Source organism: Leucobacter chromiiresistens (genome assembly GCF_900102345.1).
Taxonomy (GTDB): Bacteria; Actinomycetota; Actinomycetes; order Actinomycetales; family Microbacteriaceae; genus Leucobacter; species Leucobacter chromiiresistens.
In genome coordinates this window covers 1,641,244-1,659,161 of record NZ_FNKB01000001.1, presented here as the reverse complement: position 1 = coordinate 1,659,161, position 17,918 = coordinate 1,641,244, and the positions used below count along the sequence as shown (strand labels likewise).

Below are 17,918 nucleotides of genomic sequence, written 5' to 3'. Positions count from 1 at the left end.
CTTATGGTGACGCTACGAGCCAGGGTCGGCTCGGCACCGGAGGCAGCGGAGCCCCCGAGCACCCCGACGAAGGAGTCAACTCATGAAACGCACCCGCGCACTGTTCGGCGGCATCGCACTCGCGGCGACCGCCGCGCTCGCCCTCACCGGCTGCTCCTCGGACGCCTCCGGAGGCGACCCCTCCTCCGAATCGGGATCGAAGGGGGCGGTCGCCATGAGCTTCGCCGGCCTCGACATCCAGATCTGGAACGACATGCTCCCCTTCATGGAGACGATCGTGACCGACGCCGGCTACGAGTTCGTCACCGACGACCCCAAGTGGAACGCGCAGACGCAGGTGCAGGACTGGGAGTCGTGGCTCGTGCGCGGCGACATCAAGGCGATCATGGGCTACCCCGTGCAGTCCGACGCCATGGTCGCGGTGACGCAGCAGGCCGCCGACTCGGGCATCCCGATCCTCGGCTACGGCAGCACCTGGGAGGGCGTCGCCGCCGCCGTCACCCTCGACCACGAGGCCGACGGCAAGCTCGCCGGCGAGAAGGCCGCGGAGTGGATCGCGGAGACCTACGGCGACGAGGAGGTCGACGTCGCCTTCCTCGGGTGGCCCGACACCGACCTCGGGCGCCTCCGCGGCCAGGGCATGCTCGGCGCGCTCGAGGCTGCGGACCTGAACCTCGACATCACCGAGCACAAGGTGCTGAGCCTCGACGACGGCTACGCGGCGGTGCAGAACCAGCTCAACGCCGCCCCCGACACGAAGGTCTGGCTCGCCATCGCGAACGATCCCGCGCTCGGCGCCTACCAGGCGCTCACCGACTCCGGGGTCTCCCCCACCGACGACAGCATGCTGCTGCTCAACCTCGACGCCACCGACGCCGAGCTCGAGGTCATCATGCAGCCGGACTCGTTCTGGCGCTACGCCTACATCGCGCCCGCCCGGCAGCTCGCCGAGGCGAACGCGCAGATGCTCGTCGACGCCGCCGAGGGCGACCCCGTCGAAGACCAGTCCGTTCCGGTGACCGAGGTCACGAGCGAGAACGCCGAGGACTTCCTGCTGGCGAACCAGTAGCACCTCCGGGTCGCCCGGCAGCCGCCGGGCGACCCGACGCATCCGTTCGCGGCGCAGAGAGGACCCCCGCATGGCCGCCACCCCTCGACTCGAGTACACCGGAGTGACCGTCGACTTCGGCGCGACGCGCGCACTCGAGGACATCACCTTCGCGATCGCCCCCGGGGAGATCGTGGGCCTGCTCGGCCACAACGGAGCGGGCAAGAGCACGCTCTTCAACGTCACCACCGGGGTGATCGGGGCGAGCAGCGGCGCGTTCAGCATCGACGGCGCGCGCATCGAGAAGCGCCTGACGCCGCGCGAGGCAGCCCAGCACGGCGTGACCGTCATCCATCAGGAGCCCGCGCTCGCCCCGAACATGACGGTGCTCGAGAACCTCTTCCTCGCCCGACCGACCCCGAGGGCCGCCGAGCGCCGAGCGCAGGCGCGCAGCGCCCTCGCGGCGGTGGGCGCCGACCTTCCGCTCGAGATCCCCGTGGAGGCCCTCGGTCTCGGGGAGCGCCAGCTCGTCGACATCGCCCGCGGCATGCTGTCGGGCGAGATGAAGGTGCTGCTGCTCGACGAGCCGACCGCGGCCCTCGGGCGGGCCGAGACCGACGCCCTGCACGAGCTCATCCGCGGCTTCGCGGCGCGCGGCATCGCCGTGGTCTACGTCTCGCACCGCCTCCCCGACATCATGGAGGTGTGCTCCCGCATCGTGGTGCTGCGGGGCGGCCGCCTCGTCGTCGACGGGCCCGCGACCGACTTCACCCCGGCCAGGCTCGCCGACGCGCTCGTGCCCGACCTGAGATCGCTCGACTTCACGCACGTCGACCCGGGCGCCGAGGTCGTCTCCGTCGACGTTCCCGGCGGGGCCGTGCGCGCCCGGGCCGGTGAAGTGGTGGGCCTCTTCGGCATGGCCGGCGGCGAGCAGTTCGAGATCGCGGCCCGCCTCGCGGGGGCCGCGGACTCCGCGCAGCCGTACACGCTGAGCGGCGCCTCCGCGCGGTTCCGCTCCCCGGCGCAGGCGATCCGCCGCGGCGTCTTCTTCGTGCCGCCGGATCGCGATACCGAGGGCCTCATCGCCTCCGAGACCGCGCTCGACAACGTGATGCTCCCCTGGCACTCCACGGGCGGAGCTCGGGGGTGGTGGGTGTCCGCGGGATCGGGTGCCGACGTCTACGAACGGGCGCGCGCCGCGCTCGACATTCGCGGCCCCTCCGGCGATGCCGAGGTCTCGCAGTTCTCGGGCGGCAACCGGCAGAAGCACCTGCTCGCCCGATGGCTCTACCCCGCGCAGCCCGACCTCCTGATCCTCGCCCAGCCGACGCAGGGCGTCGACGTCGGCGCGAAGCTCGACATCGTCGAGGCGACGCGCGACGCGGCGGCGCGCGGAGCCGCCGTGCTCGTCGCGTCCAGCGAATCCGACGAGATCGCGAGCATGTGCGATCGCGCCTACACCGTGCTCGGCGACCGCCTCGAGCCCGTCCCCCGCTCCAGCACCTTCAACGAAGACCTCCTGACCTCGCTCCTCGCCATCGCCGAGCCGACCCGCGCCTGAACGGACCCCTCATGAACGCAGAACGCCTGAAGATCTTCGCCGCGAAGAACGGCATCTTCCTCGCCCTCATCGTGCTCGTCGCCGTCTTCTCCATCCTCCGGCCCAACTTCTTCACCTTCGCGAACGGGCAGAGCATCCTGCTGCAGGCGGCGGAGCTCGGGCTCATCGCGATCCCCGCCGCGTTCCTCATCATGTCGGGCACCATCGACCTCTCGGTCGGCTCGGTCGCCTCGGCGGCAGCCATCACCGGCGGCCTCGCGATGAGCGGGACCGGATCGACGCTGCTCGGATTCGCGGCGGCCATCGGCACCGGCATCGTCGCCGGGGCTCTGAACGGGTTCCTCGTCGCCTACCTCCGGCTGAACTCCTTCGTCGTGACGCTGGGCGCCCTCAGCGTGTGGGGCGGCCTGGCGCTGCTGCTCTCCGACGGACGCACCATTCCGCGCGCGGAGCTGCCCGAGGCGTTCCGTGCCATCGGCACCCTGAAGGTGGGCCCCGTGCCGATCCAGATCGTCGCGCTCATCGCGGTCATCGCCCTCGGCTGGTACGTGCTCAACCACACCGCGTTCGGCAAGTCGGTCAAGGCGATCGGCGGCAACGAGCGGGCCGCCCGGCTCATGGGCGTCGACGTGCAGCGCTCCCGCTTCCTGCTCTTCGTCGCGACCGGCGCGTTCGCGGCCCTCGCCGGCCTCTTCCTCTCGGCGAAGGTGCAGTCGGCCAACCCGAACATCGGCTCGGGCCTCGAGCTCGAGGTGCTCACGGTGGTGCTGCTCGGCGGCGTCGCGTTCGAGGGCGGCGTCGGGCGCATCAGCGGCGTCGTCGCCGGTCTCCTCTTCTTCCGCGTGCTGCGGGCGGGCCTCGTCTTCATGCAGGCGTCGCCGTTCCTCCAGACCATCCTGGTCGGCGCGACGCTGATCATCGCGGTCGCCCTCGACAGCTCGATCCAGCGCATGATCCGCTCCTCCTGGGCGAAGCTCGGCAAGCGGGCGGCGACGCGGGAGGCGGTCGACGAACCGGGGCGGGCGACGACCGTGTCGGGCGGCTGACGCGGGATCGGGGCTTCGGCGGGCCGGCGCGGGCCGGCGCCTGCCGGCTCCCGCCCGATCCGGCCCGATCCGGCTCCGATCCGGCCCGCGACCGGCCCCGAGGGGCCGCTCCGGCACCCGGCATTCGCGTCGGCGGCGGCGGGTAGACTGGTCGGCATGGCAGATACGGTGGTTCCGGATCCCGCCTCCCTCTCGTACGAGGAGGCGCGCGACGAGCTCATTCAGGTGGTCGGCCGCCTCGAGCAGGGCGGAGCGACCCTCGAGGAATCGCTGATGCTCTGGGAGCGCGGGGAGGCGCTCGCGTCGCGCTGCGAGGAGTGGCTGCTCGGGGCGCGCAAGCGGCTCGAGTCGGCGCGCAAGAGCGTCGGCGAGGGCTCCGTCGGGGGTGACGCGTAAGCGATGGCGAAGCAGCGCAAGGCGCCGGCGATCGTCGCCGAGCTCGGCAGGCCTGAGACCCCGCAGGAGACCGCGACGCGCAAGGCCCGCGACAGCCGGCTCTACCGCGAGCGCAAGACGGTCAACAATCTCGTCTTCTCCCTGCTCGTGAGCCTCGGGCTCGTGCTCGTCATCTTCCTCATGGTGCCCCGCGGCACCGGCGGTTTCGCCGAGCACGAGGTGAACGTCGCGTCGCTCGCCGCCGACGCCGCACCGAGCGCCGGGCGAGAGCTGGCCGCACCCGAGGTGCCCGACGCCTGGAAGGCGAAGCAGGCCGAGCTGCGCGGCGGCGACGGGGTGACCGCGTGGCAGATCAACTACACGACGGTCGACGAGGCGACGGGTGTCGAGGCGTACGCCGCGGTGGCGCAGGCGTTCACCCCCGACGGCGCCGCCGTCGACGACGTCTGGATCTCCCAGCAGCTCGAGCAGCAGGCCCCGACCGGCAGCGAGACCCTGGGAGGCCTCGACTGGATCGCCTACGATCACAGTGACCGCGACCCCGACAGCACGAACGTGCTCTTCGCGCTGCAGGCGCAGCACGGCGACGACACGATCCTCGTCTACGGCACCGATTCGCCGGCGACGCTCCGCATGCTCGCGACCGAGGTCGCCGAATCACTCTCCGAACCGAAGGGAACCGCATGACCGCCCCCAGAGTCACGCCGCAGCAGGCGTGGGACGCACTCGTCGCCGGAAACCAGCGATTCATCGACGGGGGGCCGCAGCACCCGCGGCAGGACGTCGAGCGACGCCACGAGCTGACGAAGGGGCAGGATCCCGATGCCGCGCTCTTCGGCTGCTCGGACTCCCGCCTCGCCGCCGAGATCATCTTCGACGCCGGCCTCGGCGACCTCTTCATCGCCCGCAACATGGGGCACGTCGTCGCGGAGTCGATCACCGCATCCATGGAGTACGCCGTCGCGAACCTCGGCGTCGCCGTGATCGTCGTGCTCGCCCACGACTCCTGCGGCGCGGTCGCCGCGGCCATCGGGCAGATGGAGCAGGATCCCGCCGCCGTGCCGACGGCGGTCGAGAACACCCTCGCGCCGATCCTGCCCTCCGTGCAGGAGCTCTGGCTGCGCGAGCACCGCGACACCCCGTACGTCGACGCGGCGTCCATCGACCCCGACGCCGTCGGCCGGGTGCACCTCGCCGCCACCGTGAACCAGCTGCTGCGCAGCTCGCGCATCATCAGCGACGCCGTCGCCGCAGGCCGGCTCGGCATCGTCGGCTGCCAGTACCGGCTCTCCGAGGGCCGCGCCGTCGCCGTGAGCGCCGTCGGCCACCTCGACATCGCCGCAGCCGCGCCGGTCGCCGCCTGAGCGCACGGCTCCGCCACGAACCTCTCCGACCCACGAGCAGTATCCACGAAACGAAGGATGATTGTGACCGAAGATCGCAGCGCCACGGGCGCGGAGACCGAGTACCGCATCGAGCACGACACGATGGGCGAGGTGCGAGTGCCGCAGCACGCCCTGTACGCCGCCCAGACGCAGCGCGCCGTCGAGAACTTCCCCATCTCGGGCTCGGGGCTCGAGCCCGCGCAGATCGTCGCGCTCGCGCGCATCAAGCGAGCGGCGGCCATCGCGAACGGCGACCTCGGCATCCTCGACGCTCCGGTGGCGCAGGCCATCGTGGCGGCGGCCGATGAGGTCATCGCGGGCGACCACCACGACATGTTCCCCGTCGACACCTACCAGACCGGCTCGGGCACCTCCTCGAACATGAACATGAACGAGGTGCTCGCGACGCTCGCCACCCGCCACCTCGGCGCGCCCGTGCACCCGAACGACCACGTCAACGCCTCGCAGTCGTCGAACGACGTCTTCCCCACCTCGGTGCACATCGCCGTGACCGGCGCGCTCATCGAGCAGCTGAAGCCGGCGCTCGCCCACCTCGCCGAGGCGTTCGAGACGAAGGCCGAGCTCTGGAAGACGGCGGTCAAGTCGGGCCGCACGCACCTCATGGACGCCACCCCCGTCACCCTCGGCCAGGAGTTCGGCGGTTTCGCCGCGCAGATCCGCTACGGCATCGAGCGCATCGACGCTGCGCTCCCCCGCGTCGCCGAGGTGCCGCAGGGCGGCACCGCCGTGGGCACCGGCATCAACACGCCGCTCGGCTTCCCCGAGAAGGTCATCGCCGAGATCGCGCAGTCGAGCGGGCTGCCCATCACCGAGGCGCGCAACCACTTCGAGGCGCAGGCCAATCGCGACGGGCTCGTCGAGGCCTCCGGCGCGCTCCGCACCATCGCGGTGTCGCTCACCAAGATCAACAACGACATCCGCTGGATGGGGTCGGGCCCGAACACCGGTCTCGCCGAACTCCACATCCCCGACCTGCAGCCCGGCTCGTCGATCATGCCCGGCAAGGTCAACCCGGTCATCCCCGAGGCCGTGCTCATGGTGTGCGCGCGCGTCATCGGCAACGACGCGACGATCGCCTGGGCCGGCGCCTCGGGCGCATTCGAGCTCAACGTGCAGATCCCCGTTATGGGCACCGCGCTGCTCGAATCGATCCGCCTGCTCGCGAACGCCTCGACGGTGCTCGCCGATAAGACGATCGCCGGGCTCGAGGCGAACCTCGAGCGCGCGGCCGCCCTCGCGGGCATGAGCCCCTCCACCGTGACGCCCCTCAACCGGCTCATCGGGTACGAGGCGGCCGCGAAGATCGCGAAGCACTCGGTCAAGAAGGGCATCACGGTGCGCGAGGCCGTTGTCGACCTCGGCTACGTGGAGCGCGGCGAGGTCTCGGAGGAGGCCCTCGACCAGGCGCTCGATCTGCTGTCGATGACCCACCCGGGCGTCGCCAAGTAGCGCGCTCGAGCACGCCCGTCGGGCCCGGGATCGCAGTGCGCCGATCCCGGGCCCGACGTCGTTCGCCCGGCGGAGCCGGCGCGATCGGCGCGGCCGGTGCGACGTCGGCCGCGCCGCTCCCTAGGATCGAGCCATGACCTCTCCCGCCCCAGACTGGCAAGCACGCGTCGACGACGCCTGGAACGACCCGCTGAGCACCCCTGCGCAGACCGTCGCGCGCATCGCGGCGCTCGCCGCCGAGCTGCCGCACGATGACCCGCGCGGACCGTTCGAGCTCGGGGGCGCCTACGATTCGGCCGGATCCGAAGCCGCCGCCGCGGAGCAGTACGAGCGCGCCATCGCACTCGGCCTCTCCGGCCGCGCGCGCGCCGAGCTCGACATCCAGTACGCATCGACGCTGCGCAACCTCGGCCGCGCCGAGGAGGCCGTGACGACGCTCGAGGCGAGCAGCGGCGACCCCGCGCTCGGCGCCGCGCGCGCCGCGTTCCTCGCACTCGCCCTGCACTCGGCCGGACGGCCCGGCGCGGGCCTCGCCGTCGCGCTCGAGGCGATCGCCCCCTCCCTGCCCCAGTATCAGCGATCGGTGCGCGCGTACGCGGCCGAGCTGCGCCGGGGCGAGAACGGCGGGCAGCACGATCCAGCCGCGGGCGCCGACGCCGCACCCACCGGGCCGAACCCGTGATGCCCGCCGGGGTTCCCCGCGACGGCGTGCGCGCGCTCGCGCTCTCAGCCGCGGCCTCGCTCGCGCGGTCGTTCGGCTGGCACGACGTGCACGAGCGCGTGAACCGGCCGCTCATGGAGCTCGCGGAGATGCAGCCGGTGACCGCCGCGTGGTGGCGGGAGCGCCGCAAGCAGCCGGGCACCTTCGGGTACCTCGCGCTCGGTGATTCCACGGCGCAGGGCATCGGCGCCTCCGTGCCCGGTCGCAGCTACGTCGGGCAGCTGCTCGACCGCATCGAGGCGCGCACCGGGAGGCACGTGAAGGTCGTCAATCTCGCGGTGTCGGGGGCGACGACCGCGCTGTGCGTGCGCGATCAGCTCCCGAAAGCCGAGAAGGTGCTCGCCCGCGGGCCCGAACTCGTGACGGTCGACATCGGCGCGAACGACATCGCCGACTGGAACCCGGTGCGCTTCCACCGCAACATGACGCGGATTCTCGGGGCGCTGCCCGCCCACACCATCGTCGGCGAGCTCCCCTGCTTCCACCTGCCGTGGAACGAGCGGAAGGTGCGCGAGGCGAATCGCATAATCCGCGCCATCGCCGCCTGCCGGGGCATGCGCGTCGTCCCGCTGCACGCCGCGACGCGGGAGCGCGGGGTGCACGGCGTGCTCACCGAGTTCGCCGCCGACGCCTTCCACCCGAACGATCGCGGGTACGAGGTCTGGGCCGACGCCTTCTGGCCCCTCGTCGAGCAGCGGATCGCCGCCGTCGCGCAGCCCCGGACGGGCGCGGCGGGCGGGCACGGGGGCGCGCCGCCGGAACCCGCGGGCTGAGCGAACGGATCGGGCGGATCGGGCGGGCGGTCGAAGCCCGCACCCGCCCGCCCGGCCGGCCGGCGCGCTACGGAGTGTCGAGCAGGTCCGTGACGAGCGCCGCGATCTCGCTCCGCTCCGACCGCGTCAGCGTCACGTGGCCGAAGAGGCGGTGCCCCTTCAGCTTCTCGATGACCGCCGCGATGCCGTCGTAGCGGCCGACGCGGAGGTTGTCGCGCTGCGCGACGTCGTGGGTGAGCACGACGCGCGAGTTCTGACCGATGCGGCTGAGCATCGTCAGCAGCACGCCCCGCTCGAGCGACTGCGCCTCGTCGACGATCACGAACGCGTCGTGCAGCGAGCGGCCGCGGATGTGCGTGAGCGGCAGCACCTCCACGAGATCGCGCGCCACGACCTCGTCGAGCACGTTCTGCGACACGATCGAGCCGAGCGTGTCGAAGACGGCCTGCGCCCAGGGGTTCATCTTCTCCTGGTGGTCGCCCGGCAGGTACCCGAGATCCTGCCCGCCCACGGCGTAGAGCGGGCGGAACACCATCACCCTGCGGTGCTGGCGCCGCTCGAGCACCGCCTCGAGCCCCGCGGCGAGCGCGAGCGCCGACTTGCCCGTTCCCGCGCTCCCGCCGAGCGAGACGATGCCGACCTGCGGGTCGAGCAGCAGGTCGATCGCGAGGCGCTGCTCGGCGCTGCGACCCGTCACCCCGAACACCTCCCGGTCGCCGCGCACCACGTGCAGGGAGCGATCGCCGTCGACGCGGCCGAGAGCGGATCCCCGGGGCGACGTGAGCACGAGGCCCGTCCCGAAGGGCAGGCCGGCCGCGGCCTCCACATCGTCGAGGCGCTCGTCCTCCCACAGCACCCGCATCTGCTCCTCGTCGAGCGGCACGGAGGCGACGCCCGTGTACGCGTCGTCGCGGGCGAGCTCGGCCCGGTACTCCTCGGAGCCGAGGCCCAGCGCGGCCGCCTTCAGGCGCATCGGCAGATCCTTCGAGATCACCGTCACGTCGAGACCGTCGGAGGCGAGGTTCTGGGCCACCGCGAGAATCCTGGTGTCGTTGTCGCCGAGCCGCATGCCGCTCGGAAGCCCGTCGAGACTCGTGTGGTTGAGCTCCACCCGCACCGTACCGCCCGCGTCGCCGACGGGCACGGGGATGTCGAGCCTGAGGTGCCGGCCCCGCAGCTCGTCGAGGATGCGCAGCGCGCGCCGGGCGAAGTACCCGAGTTCGGGGTCGTGGCGCTTCTTCTCCAGTTCCATCACGACGACGACGGGCAGCACGACCGAGTGCTCGGCGAAGCGGAAGAGCGCGGCCGGGTCGCTCAGCAGCACGGACGTGTCGAGCACGTAGGTGCGCAGCTGCTGCAGGGTGCCGCCGATCGGATCGGTCGAGCTCGACGACCCGAGCGCTGCGGTCCGATCGGTCGTCGACGAGGGAGCATCCGGCTCGATGACGGCCGGAGAGGGTGTTGCGGAGTGATGGATCTCAGCCACGATGGCTCCTCTGCACCGGGGCAGGGCCCCGACTCAGCGAGTTGGCCAGTGGCTCCGAGGTGGTGACCGACCGGCCTCCTCGATCGGGCACCCTGCCCGATGCGTCACACGCTACGCCGCCCCCGCAGCCGTGCGCGATGCGACACGCATATCGATCCGTGAACGATGCGTGTACGGTCGGGCAACGAAGCGCGACGCCGCCGACCGGGAACCGCTTGTGGAACTCCCACAGCGGGACCGGCGGGGCGCTCGCGTCGGGTATTCTGAGAGCTGCGATATCGCAGCCCGGGGTGGGGGTGCCGGCACTCCCCGACACGCACCGACCCCTGCGGCGACACTGTCACGAAGAAGGAGCACCGCTTGCGCACGATCGACTGGGTCGACGGGGCCATCGAACTGATCGATCAGACGCTGCTCCCCCAGCGGGTCGAGGTACGCCGCATCACCGAGCTGCCCGAGCTGATCGACGACATCCAGCGCCTCGCGGTGCGCGGAGCCCCGGCGCTCGGGGTCGCCGGGGCGTTCGGGGTCGCGCTCATCGCGGCGTCGGTGCAGGCGTCGCGCGGCGAGGACGAGCTCGACCGCGACGAGGTGCGCCGCCAGGCCGCCGTGCTGCGCGAAGCCCGGCCGACCGCGGTGAACCTCTCCTGGGGCGTCGACCGCGCCCTCACGCGCCTCGACGAGGGGGCCGCCGCCGTGCTCGACGAGGCGATCCGCATCCGCGATGAGGACATCGCGGCGTGCATCTCCATGGGCCTGCGCGGCGCCGATCTGACCCGCGAGCTGGCCGGGCAGGATCGCGTGAGCGTGATGACCATCTGCAACACGGGCAGCCTGGCCACCGTCGAGCGCGGCACGGCCCTCGGCGTGATCCAGACGCTCCTCGAGCAGGGCTCGCTCGTCGAGGCGCTGCCGCTCGAGACGCGCCCGCTGCTGCAGGGCGCGCGGCTCACCGCCTGGGAGCTGCAGCGCATGGAGGCGCCGTTCCGTCTGCTGATCGATTCCGCCGGCCCCTTCCTGCTGTCGCGCGGGATCGCGGACGCCGTGTTCATCGGCGCCGACCGCATCGCCGCCAACGGCGACACCGCCAACAAGGTCGGCTCGTTCTCGCTCGCCCTCGCCGCGCGGCATGCGGGCGTGCCCTTCATCGTGGTCGCCCCCGAGTCGACGATCGACATGCGCACCGCGAGCGGCGCCGACATCGAGATCGAGGATCGCGGCGTCGACGAGGTCGCCGGTTTCGGCGGCACCCGCACGGCCCCCGCAGGCATCGACGCCGTGAACCCCGCGTTCGACGTCACCCCGCACGAGCTCATCACGGCGATCGTCACCGAGCGCCGCGTGATCCGTCTCAGCCGGGACGAGACGCTCGCAGACGTGTCGCTCGAAGCGCTCCGCTCGTAAGCTCATCACCAACCCCTTCCGTTCGAAAGGAACACCCATGTTCTTCACCAAGCGCCGCGCTCGCGCGGCACTCGTCGCGGGCGCGGCCTCGGCCGCCCTGCTCCTCACCTCGTGCTCGGGTGGCGGCGACACCGAAGAGGCGGCCGCCGACGGCCCCAGCTTCATCTACATCACCAGCGACCCGATCGGCCAGAACGAGTTCCTGAAGTCGGGCAAGATCGGCATCGAGTCGGTCGCCGAGGAGTTCGAGGGCACCGCGAAGACCTTCGAGTCGAAGGACGACGCGACGCGGCGCTCGAACCTCGAGGCCGCCATCGCGGAGGCCCCCGAGGTCGTCGTGATGCTCGGGTTCCAGTTCGGCGACGTCGCCAAGGAGCTCGCGGAGCAGAACCCGCAGCAGAACTTCGTGCTCATCGACACCTTCGTCGACGGCGCACCCGACAACCTGTACCAGGCGACCTTCCGCGAGCAGGAGCCGTCGTACCTGCTCGGCATGGAGGCCGGGCTGCTCACCGAGGCGAACAAGGTCGGCTCGGTCATCTCGGTCGACAACGAACTGCTGCAGAAGTACTCCGACGGGTTCGCCGAGGGCGCCAAGAGCGTGAACGCCGACGTCGACACGGTGGCCCCGCAGGTCATCGGCGGCGACAACCCGTTCGCAGACCCGGCCCGCGGCAAGGAGCAGGCCCTCGCCTTCGCCTCGAGCGGCGTCGATCAGGTGTTCGCCGTGGGCGCCGCCTCGAACGGCGGCATCATGGAGGCCGCCGCCGAGAAGGGCTTCTCCGCCTACGGCGTCGACGCGAACCAGTGCCCGATCGCCCCGGGCTCCGTCGTCGACGGCACCGTCAAGTCGGTGAACCGCGTCGTCGAGACCGTGGTCGGCGAGATCATGGACGGCAAGAGCTCGAAGGACGCGACGAGCTCCTTCGGCCTCAAGGAGGAGGGCATGACGATCGTCAGCCTCACCGAGGACGCCGCCGACTCGCAGTGCACCATCATGGAGAACGAGGACGTGCTCGAGCAGGTGACGCAGGCGCGCGACGACATCGTCTCGGGCAAGATCAAGGTCACCGACCCCCTCGCATAACCCCCTCCCGCCGGTCGAGCCGAGCGCTCCGCGGCCGAACCCGTTGCCCGTGCTCCGGGTCTCGGCCGCGCCGCGCTCGATCGACCGGCGGGTGTCATGCACCACCAAGAGAAGGAATGCGGATGGTCGCCGAAGTCTCGATGCGCGGGATCACGAAGCGCTTCCCGGGCGTACTCGCCGATGATCAGGTCGACTTCGAGGTCGAAGCCGGCGAGATCCACGCGCTCATGGGCGAGAACGGCGCCGGCAAGTCGATCCTGATGTCGCAGCTCGCGGGCGTCTACCAGCCCGACGAGGGCGAGATCTTCATCCGGGGCGAGCGCCGCGCCTTCGCGTCGCCCCTCGACGCGATCGACGCCGGCATCGGCATGGTCTTCCAGTCGTTCAAGCTGTTCCCCTCGCTCACCATCGCGGAGAACGTCGTCTTCCGCAGCGAGCCGAGGAAGCGCGGCCTGATCGATCGCAAGGAGGCGAATCGAACGGTCGCCGAGATCGCGGAGCGCTACGGCCTCTCGCTCGATCCGCAGGCGCGCGTCGACTCGGTGCCCGTCGGCGTGCTGCAGCGTGTCGAGATCGTGAAGGCGCTGTACCGCGAGGCCCGTGTGCTGATCCTCGACGAGCCGACCGCCGTGCTCACGCCGCAGGAGACCGAGCGGCTCTTCGACGTGCTGCGCGCGCTGAAGGCCGATGGCCGCACCATCATCCTCATCACGCACAAGCTCGGCGAGGTCATGGCGATCTCCGACCGCGTCACAGTGCTGCGCGACGGCCGCAACGTCGCCCGGCTCGTCACCGCGGAGAGCTCCCCCGACGAGATCACCCGGCACATGACCGGGCGCCACGTCGACCTCACCGCTCCACCGCCGGCCCACGCACCCGGCGAGGTCGTGCTCGACGTGCGCGGGCTGACCGTGCCCGGCTCGGGCGGGCGCGACGCCGTCTCCGATGCGAGCCTCTTCGTGCGCCGCAACGAGGTCGTCGGCATCGCGGGCGTGGCCGGCAACGGCCAGGTCGAACTCGCCGAGGCCGTCATCGGCATGCGCAAGGCGAACGCGGGCGCCGTCGTCGTCGCGGGCCGGGACCTCAGCACCACATCCATCGCGCAGCGCCGCGACGGCGGCATCGCTTACATCCCTGAGGACCGCCACGCCGTCGGCAGTGCGGGAGGCGCCGACGCCATCGACAACCTCGCGCTCGGCCACCACCGCAGCGCCCCGCTGCTCAAGCGCGGGCTGCTCTCCCGATCCGCCATGCTCGACCACGCGAAGCGGCTCATCAGCCGGTTCGGGGTGAAGATCGCCGGGCCGACCACCCGAGTGGGCACGCTCTCGGGCGGCAACCTGCAGAAGGTCGTCGTCGCCCGCGAACTCGACTACGGCTCCCCCGTGCTCATCGCGGAGCAGCCCACCCGCGGCGTCGACATCGGCGCGATCGAGTCGATCCACCGCGAGCTGTGCGCCTACCGCGACACCGGCGGCGCGCTGCTGCTCATCTCCGCGGAGCTCAGCGAGATCATGTCGCTCTCCTCGCGCATCGTCGTGATGTTCGAGGGCCGCATCGTCGCCGAGGTACCGCAGGCCGAAGCGACCGAGGCGCTGCTCGGCCTCTACATGGCGGGCCACGCACCCGAGGAGCGGCACCGCCCGGGCGCGTTCGACGCCCTCCGCGACGCTCCCACCGCCGCGGGCGGGCCGCGAACCGACGTTTCCGAGAAGGGGGCCGCACGATGAACGCCGCACGCAAGGCGGGCCGCTGGCTCTCCGGCCCCATCCCGGTCTCCGTCGTCCTGGCGCTGCTCATCGGCGCCTGCTTCATGATCATCGCGGGAGTCGATCCCGTGAGCGGCTACGTCGCCATGCTCCAGGGCTCCTTCGGCACGGGATCCGGTCTCGCCAACACGCTGCAGCGCGCCGTCCCCATCATCGGCATCGGCATCGCCATCGCCATCGCCTTCCGCGCGGGCGTGCTGAACCTCGGCACCGAGGGGCAGGCGGGCCTCGGCGCGCTGACCGGCGGCATCGTCGCCGTCTACGTGCCCGGCCCCGCGATCCTCGTCGTGCCGCTCGCCTTCGTCGTCGCGATCGCGACGGGCGCCGCCTGGGGCCTCATCTCGGCCCTCCTGCAGAACCTCCTCGGCGTGCCGATCCTGCTCTCCACCCTGCTGCTCAACTACCCGGCGCGGTACTTCTCGTCCTGGCTCATCCGCTTCCAGCTCAACGATCCGAGCACCGACCTCGTCGCCACGCAGCAGCTGCGCCCCGAGGTGCAGCTCGGCATGCTCGTGCCGAAGGACTCGGCATTCGCCGACACGCTGCGCTCGACGTTCGGGCCGACGAGCCCCATCACGGCCGTGCTCACCGGCGTCAACTGGTCGATCATCGTGCTCATCATCGTGATCGCCGCAGCGGTCTTCGTGAACCGCCGCACCCGGTTCGGATTCGAGTCGGGCCTGAGCGGCCAGAACGCCGAGTTCGTGCGCTACGGCGGGGTCAAGCCCGGGCCGCTCGTCACCCGCACCATGGCGCTCTCCGGCGGTCTCGCCGGCCTCTTCGGCGTCATGCTGATCATCGGCGCCCCGAGCACCCGCCTCATCGAGGGCTACTTCGTGCAGACGAACTACGCCTTCACGGCGCTGCTCGTCACGCTGCTCGCCCTCTACCGTCCCATCGGCACCGCGATCGCCGGCCTCTTCTTCGCCGCGATCATGGTCGGCAGCGACGCCATGGGACGCGAACTGGGGCTCTCCCCGCAGATCGCCGCCGTGATCCAGGCCCTCGTCATCGTGCTGCTCGCCTTCCGCGTCGCGCTCCCCCGCATGCGCAGGCGCGGCGCGAACGGCGCCGCGGCCGGCGAGCCGATCGGCGAACCGCCGCTCACCGAGCACGCCCTCGCCGAACCCCACGCCCCCGTGCCCGGGGCACCGCAGCACGCACCGACCGCGACCGGCGCCGACACGAAGGAGTCGGATCGATGAACTTCCTCGATCTCTTCGACCAAGACCTCATCGGCTCCGTGCTGCGATCGCTCATCCCGATCCTGCTCGCAGCCCTCGGCGGCATGATCGCCGAGCGCGCCGGCATCTTCAACATCGGCCTCGAGGGCATGATCCTCGTCGGCGCCTTCGCCGGCGTCGCCGCGTCGTTCTTCACGCACAGCTGGCTGCTCGGCGTCATCGTCGCGATGGTCGCGGGCGCGCTGTTCTCGCTGATCCTCGGCTACGGGGCGGTCTACCGCAAGGGCGACCCGATCGTGCTCGCCGTCGCGATGAACATCCTCGCGGTCGGCATGACCAGCTTCCTGCTGGTCGCGATCTTCAACGTGCAGGGCGTCTTCCAAGACCCCGGCATCGTGGGCATCCCCGTCTGGCGCATCCCCGTGCTCGCCGACATCCCGTGGATCGGGCAGCTCTTCGCGCTCACCCCGCTCGGCTACCTCGCGCTCCTGCTCGTGCCCGCGCTCTGGATCATGCTCTTCCGCACGCCCCTCGGCCTGCGCCTGCGCGGCGTCGGCGAGCGGCCCCTCGCCGCCGCCACGATGGGTGTCGACCCGCAGCGCTACCAGCTCGGAGCGGTGATCGTCTCGGGCGCCCTCGCCGGCCTCGGCGGCGCGCAGCTCGCACTGGGCAACGTCGTGCAGTTCACCGAGAACATGTCGGCCGGGCGCGGGTGGATCGCCGTCGTCGCCGTCATGCTCGCCCGAGCGCACCCCGTGGGCGTGCTCGGCGCCGCGCTGCTCTTCGGATTCGCCGACGCCATCGGGTTCCGCCTGCAGTCGTTCGGCCTGCCGCAGCAGCTGACCGACGCCGGCCCCTACGTGGTCACGCTCATCGTGCTCGTGCTGCTGAGCAAGCGGTTCCGCAAGACCCGCGAAGCCGCGCTCGCGTGAGCGGCGATCCGCGCACGCAGGCGGGCCCCGACGCGACCGGGCTGCCGCCCGAGGCCGCGCGATGGGTGGAGCGCCTCGCACTCGAACCGCTCGAGCACGAGGGCGGGCTCTACCGCCGCATGCACCTCGACGAGCACTCGAGCGCCATCTACTACCTGCTCGCCGACCCCGACTTCTCGGCGCTGCACGCCCTCGCCTCGGTCGAGGTGTACCACTGGTACGCCGGCGATCCGCTGCGCCTGCTGCTGCTGCACCCCGACGGCCGCGCCGAGGAGCGCCTGCTCGGGCCCGATGCCGACGCCGGCCAGCTGCCGCAGCTCGTGGTGCCGCCGGGCGTGATGCAGGGATCGTCGTCGCTCGGATCGTGGAGCCTCGTCGGCACGACGATGTCGCCGCCCTTCGCGTGGAACGGGTTCGAGCTCGGCGATCGCACCGTCCTGTGCGAGCGCTACCCCGACGCGGCGGAGCGCATCGCCGAGCTCACGCGCCCGGCTGACCAGGTGTAGCCGCGGGCAGCTCCGAGGCCGACGCCGGCTCGGCAACGGCTTCCCGCGCCCGCACCCGCCGCGGCGCGAGCTGCGGCTGGCGATCCCCGCGGAACTGCCCGCACACCGCGAGCACCGCCACCGCGATCGCGATCACGATCCAGCCCGAGACGCCGAGGGGCATCGCCAGCGCGGGGTCGAGCGGCGAGTCTGCGGCGGCGAGCACCACGATCACGCCCGCCGAGGCGTTGAGCGCACCGTGCCCCACGACCGCCGGCCACACCGACCCGCTGCGCAGCCGGGACCAGCCGAGCAGCGCTCCCCAGGCGATGCACCCCGCCGTCATCAGCGCGACGCCGCGCCAATCGGTGAGGCCGAAGTTGTAGCCGAGCAGAATGAGGGGCGAATGCCATAGACCCCAGACAGCGCCCGAGACGAGGATCGCGGGCCACGTGCCGAGCGGCAGGAGCGCGGGCAGCAACCAGCCGCGCCACCCGATCTCCTCGCCGAACGCGAGCACGCTGTTGACCAGGGCGCCGAACGGCACCATCACGAGCTGCAGCGCGACGAGCAGACCGACGGGCGGCATCGTCGCGCGTGCGACGTCGGCCATGTCGCCGTCGAGCGTCGCGAGCTGCGCGTCGAGCGTCGCCTGGAACCCCGAGAAGTGCACGAGATCGAGGCGCACCCAGCCGAAGAGCGCCGAGACGCCCGCGGCGGCGAGCACCACGACGAGCGGCGCGAACAGGGCCGCCGCCGTGAACCATACGACGCGGCGGGCGGGGCGGAGCGGCCACATGCCGAGGAAGCGGAGCCGTTCGCGTCGCGGAGCGCGTGCCCGACGAGCGCCACCACCGTCGCGATCGCCGGCGTGAACATCATTGCGGCGGCGAGCAGCCCGAACCACAGGCCGTAGTCGGGCGCATCGGGGTCCATGCGCCAGAGGGGCAGCGCCACGAGCCACGCGAGGCCGCAGGCCACCATTGCGAAGAGCGCCACCGCGCCCCACGGTACGCGTGCCATTCGATCGGGGCGCGGCGCCGGAGCGGCTTCGCCGCCGCCCTCGGCGCCCGCCGCAGCGGTCGTGTGCGCAGATTCCGGTGACACGCACTCCCCCTCCCACTCGCCTGCCACCCTAGCTCACGGGCTGGGTCGGCCGCGCCTCAAGCGT

General features: G+C 71.8%; 17 protein-coding genes. 15 read left to right on the top strand and 2 right to left on the bottom strand.

Going from position 1 to position 17,918, the window contains the following annotated elements; translation table 11 throughout:
• The first annotated feature begins 82 nt into the window (after positions 1-82).
• From BLT44_RS07620 to BLT44_RS07580, 9 genes are all read left to right on the top strand, one after another.
• Positions 83-1,069 (top strand): sugar ABC transporter substrate-binding protein, encoded by a 987-nt coding sequence (locus tag BLT44_RS07620; protein WP_010157733.1) that lies wholly within the window; start codon positions 83-85, stop codon positions 1,067-1,069.
• Positions 1,070-1,139: 70 nt separating this feature from the next.
• On the top strand, positions 1,140-2,609 hold the full coding sequence (locus tag BLT44_RS07615; protein WP_010157734.1) for a sugar ABC transporter ATP-binding protein: 1,470 nt from the start codon (positions 1,140-1,142) through the stop codon (positions 2,607-2,609).
• A gap of 11 nt (positions 2,610-2,620) precedes the next feature.
• Complete coding sequence (locus BLT44_RS07610) at positions 2,621-3,655, top strand: ABC transporter permease (protein ID WP_010157735.1); 1,035 nt, start codon at positions 2,621-2,623, stop codon at positions 3,653-3,655.
• Between the two features lie 156 nt (positions 3,656-3,811).
• On the top strand, positions 3,812-4,051 hold the full coding sequence (locus BLT44_RS07605) for an exodeoxyribonuclease VII small subunit (protein ID WP_010157736.1): 240 nt from the start codon (positions 3,812-3,814) through the stop codon (positions 4,049-4,051).
• A 3-nt stretch (positions 4,052-4,054) separates the two neighbouring features.
• Positions 4,055-4,738: a DUF4245 family protein gene (locus BLT44_RS07600; protein ID WP_010157737.1), complete on the top strand. Its 684-nt coding sequence runs from the start codon at positions 4,055-4,057 to the stop codon at positions 4,736-4,738.
• Complete coding sequence (locus BLT44_RS07595) at positions 4,735-5,415, top strand: carbonic anhydrase (RefSeq protein ID WP_010157738.1); 681 nt, start codon at positions 4,735-4,737, stop codon at positions 5,413-5,415. The genes BLT44_RS07600 and BLT44_RS07595 overlap by 4 nt, the downstream gene beginning before the upstream one ends.
• A 63-nt stretch (positions 5,416-5,478) precedes the next feature.
• Complete coding sequence (locus tag BLT44_RS07590) at positions 5,479-6,906, top strand: class II fumarate hydratase (RefSeq protein WP_010157740.1); 1,428 nt, start codon at positions 5,479-5,481, stop codon at positions 6,904-6,906.
• A 133-nt stretch (positions 6,907-7,039) separates the two neighbouring features.
• On the top strand, positions 7,040-7,588 hold the full coding sequence (locus BLT44_RS07585) for a tetratricopeptide repeat protein (protein WP_074690096.1): 549 nt from the start codon (positions 7,040-7,042) through the stop codon (positions 7,586-7,588).
• Positions 7,588-8,400, top strand: coding sequence for an SGNH/GDSL hydrolase family protein (locus BLT44_RS07580; RefSeq protein ID WP_010157743.1), 813 nt, complete (start codon positions 7,588-7,590; stop codon positions 8,398-8,400). Before BLT44_RS07585 ends, BLT44_RS07580 begins: the two co-directional genes overlap by 1 nt.
• 67 nt (positions 8,401-8,467) lie before the next feature.
• Here the strand turns inward: BLT44_RS07580 and phoH2 are convergent, their stop codons facing one another.
• Complete coding sequence (phoH2, locus tag BLT44_RS07575; RefSeq protein WP_040505564.1) at positions 8,468-9,772, bottom strand: RNA 5'-3' helicase PhoH2; 1,305 nt, start codon at positions 9,770-9,772, stop codon at positions 8,468-8,470.
• A gap of 384 nt (positions 9,773-10,156) precedes the next feature.
• Here phoH2 and mtnA point away from each other — a divergent pair, with 384 nt between their 5' ends.
• The 6 genes from mtnA to BLT44_RS07545 all read left to right on the top strand — a co-directional run bounded on the left by mtnA (position 10,157) and on the right by BLT44_RS07545 (position 16,768).
• Positions 10,157-11,290 carry an S-methyl-5-thioribose-1-phosphate isomerase gene (mtnA, locus tag BLT44_RS07570; RefSeq protein WP_269208774.1) on the top strand — a complete coding sequence of 378 codons (1,134 nt, stop codon included), beginning with the start codon at positions 10,157-10,159 and terminating at the stop codon, positions 11,288-11,290.
• Between the two features lie 37 nt (positions 11,291-11,327).
• Complete coding sequence (locus BLT44_RS07565) at positions 11,328-12,377, top strand: BMP family ABC transporter substrate-binding protein (protein WP_010157746.1); 1,050 nt, start codon at positions 11,328-11,330, stop codon at positions 12,375-12,377.
• 122 nt (positions 12,378-12,499) lie between these two features.
• Positions 12,500-14,107 carry an ABC transporter ATP-binding protein gene (locus BLT44_RS07560; RefSeq protein WP_010157748.1) on the top strand — a complete coding sequence of 536 codons (1,608 nt, stop codon included), beginning with the start codon at positions 12,500-12,502 and terminating at the stop codon, positions 14,105-14,107.
• Positions 14,104-15,351, top strand: a complete 1,248-nt coding sequence (locus BLT44_RS07555) for an ABC transporter permease (RefSeq protein WP_010157749.1) — start codon at positions 14,104-14,106, stop codon at positions 15,349-15,351. Before BLT44_RS07560 ends, BLT44_RS07555 begins: the two co-directional genes overlap by 4 nt.
• Positions 15,348-16,262, top strand: a complete 915-nt coding sequence (locus BLT44_RS07550; protein WP_010157750.1) for an ABC transporter permease — start codon at positions 15,348-15,350, stop codon at positions 16,260-16,262. The genes BLT44_RS07555 and BLT44_RS07550 overlap by 4 nt, the downstream gene beginning before the upstream one ends.
• Positions 16,259-16,768, top strand: a complete 510-nt coding sequence (locus BLT44_RS07545) for a cupin domain-containing protein (protein WP_010157751.1) — start codon at positions 16,259-16,261, stop codon at positions 16,766-16,768. The genes BLT44_RS07550 and BLT44_RS07545 overlap by 4 nt, the downstream gene beginning before the upstream one ends.
• On the opposite strand, the gene BLT44_RS07540 is transcribed toward BLT44_RS07545, so the two are convergent.
• Complete coding sequence (locus BLT44_RS07540) at positions 16,743-17,546, bottom strand: CPBP family intramembrane glutamic endopeptidase (RefSeq protein ID WP_010157752.1); 804 nt, start codon at positions 17,544-17,546, stop codon at positions 16,743-16,745. The genes BLT44_RS07545 and BLT44_RS07540 overlap by 26 nt on opposite strands.
• Between the last annotated feature and the right edge of the window lie 372 nt (positions 17,547-17,918).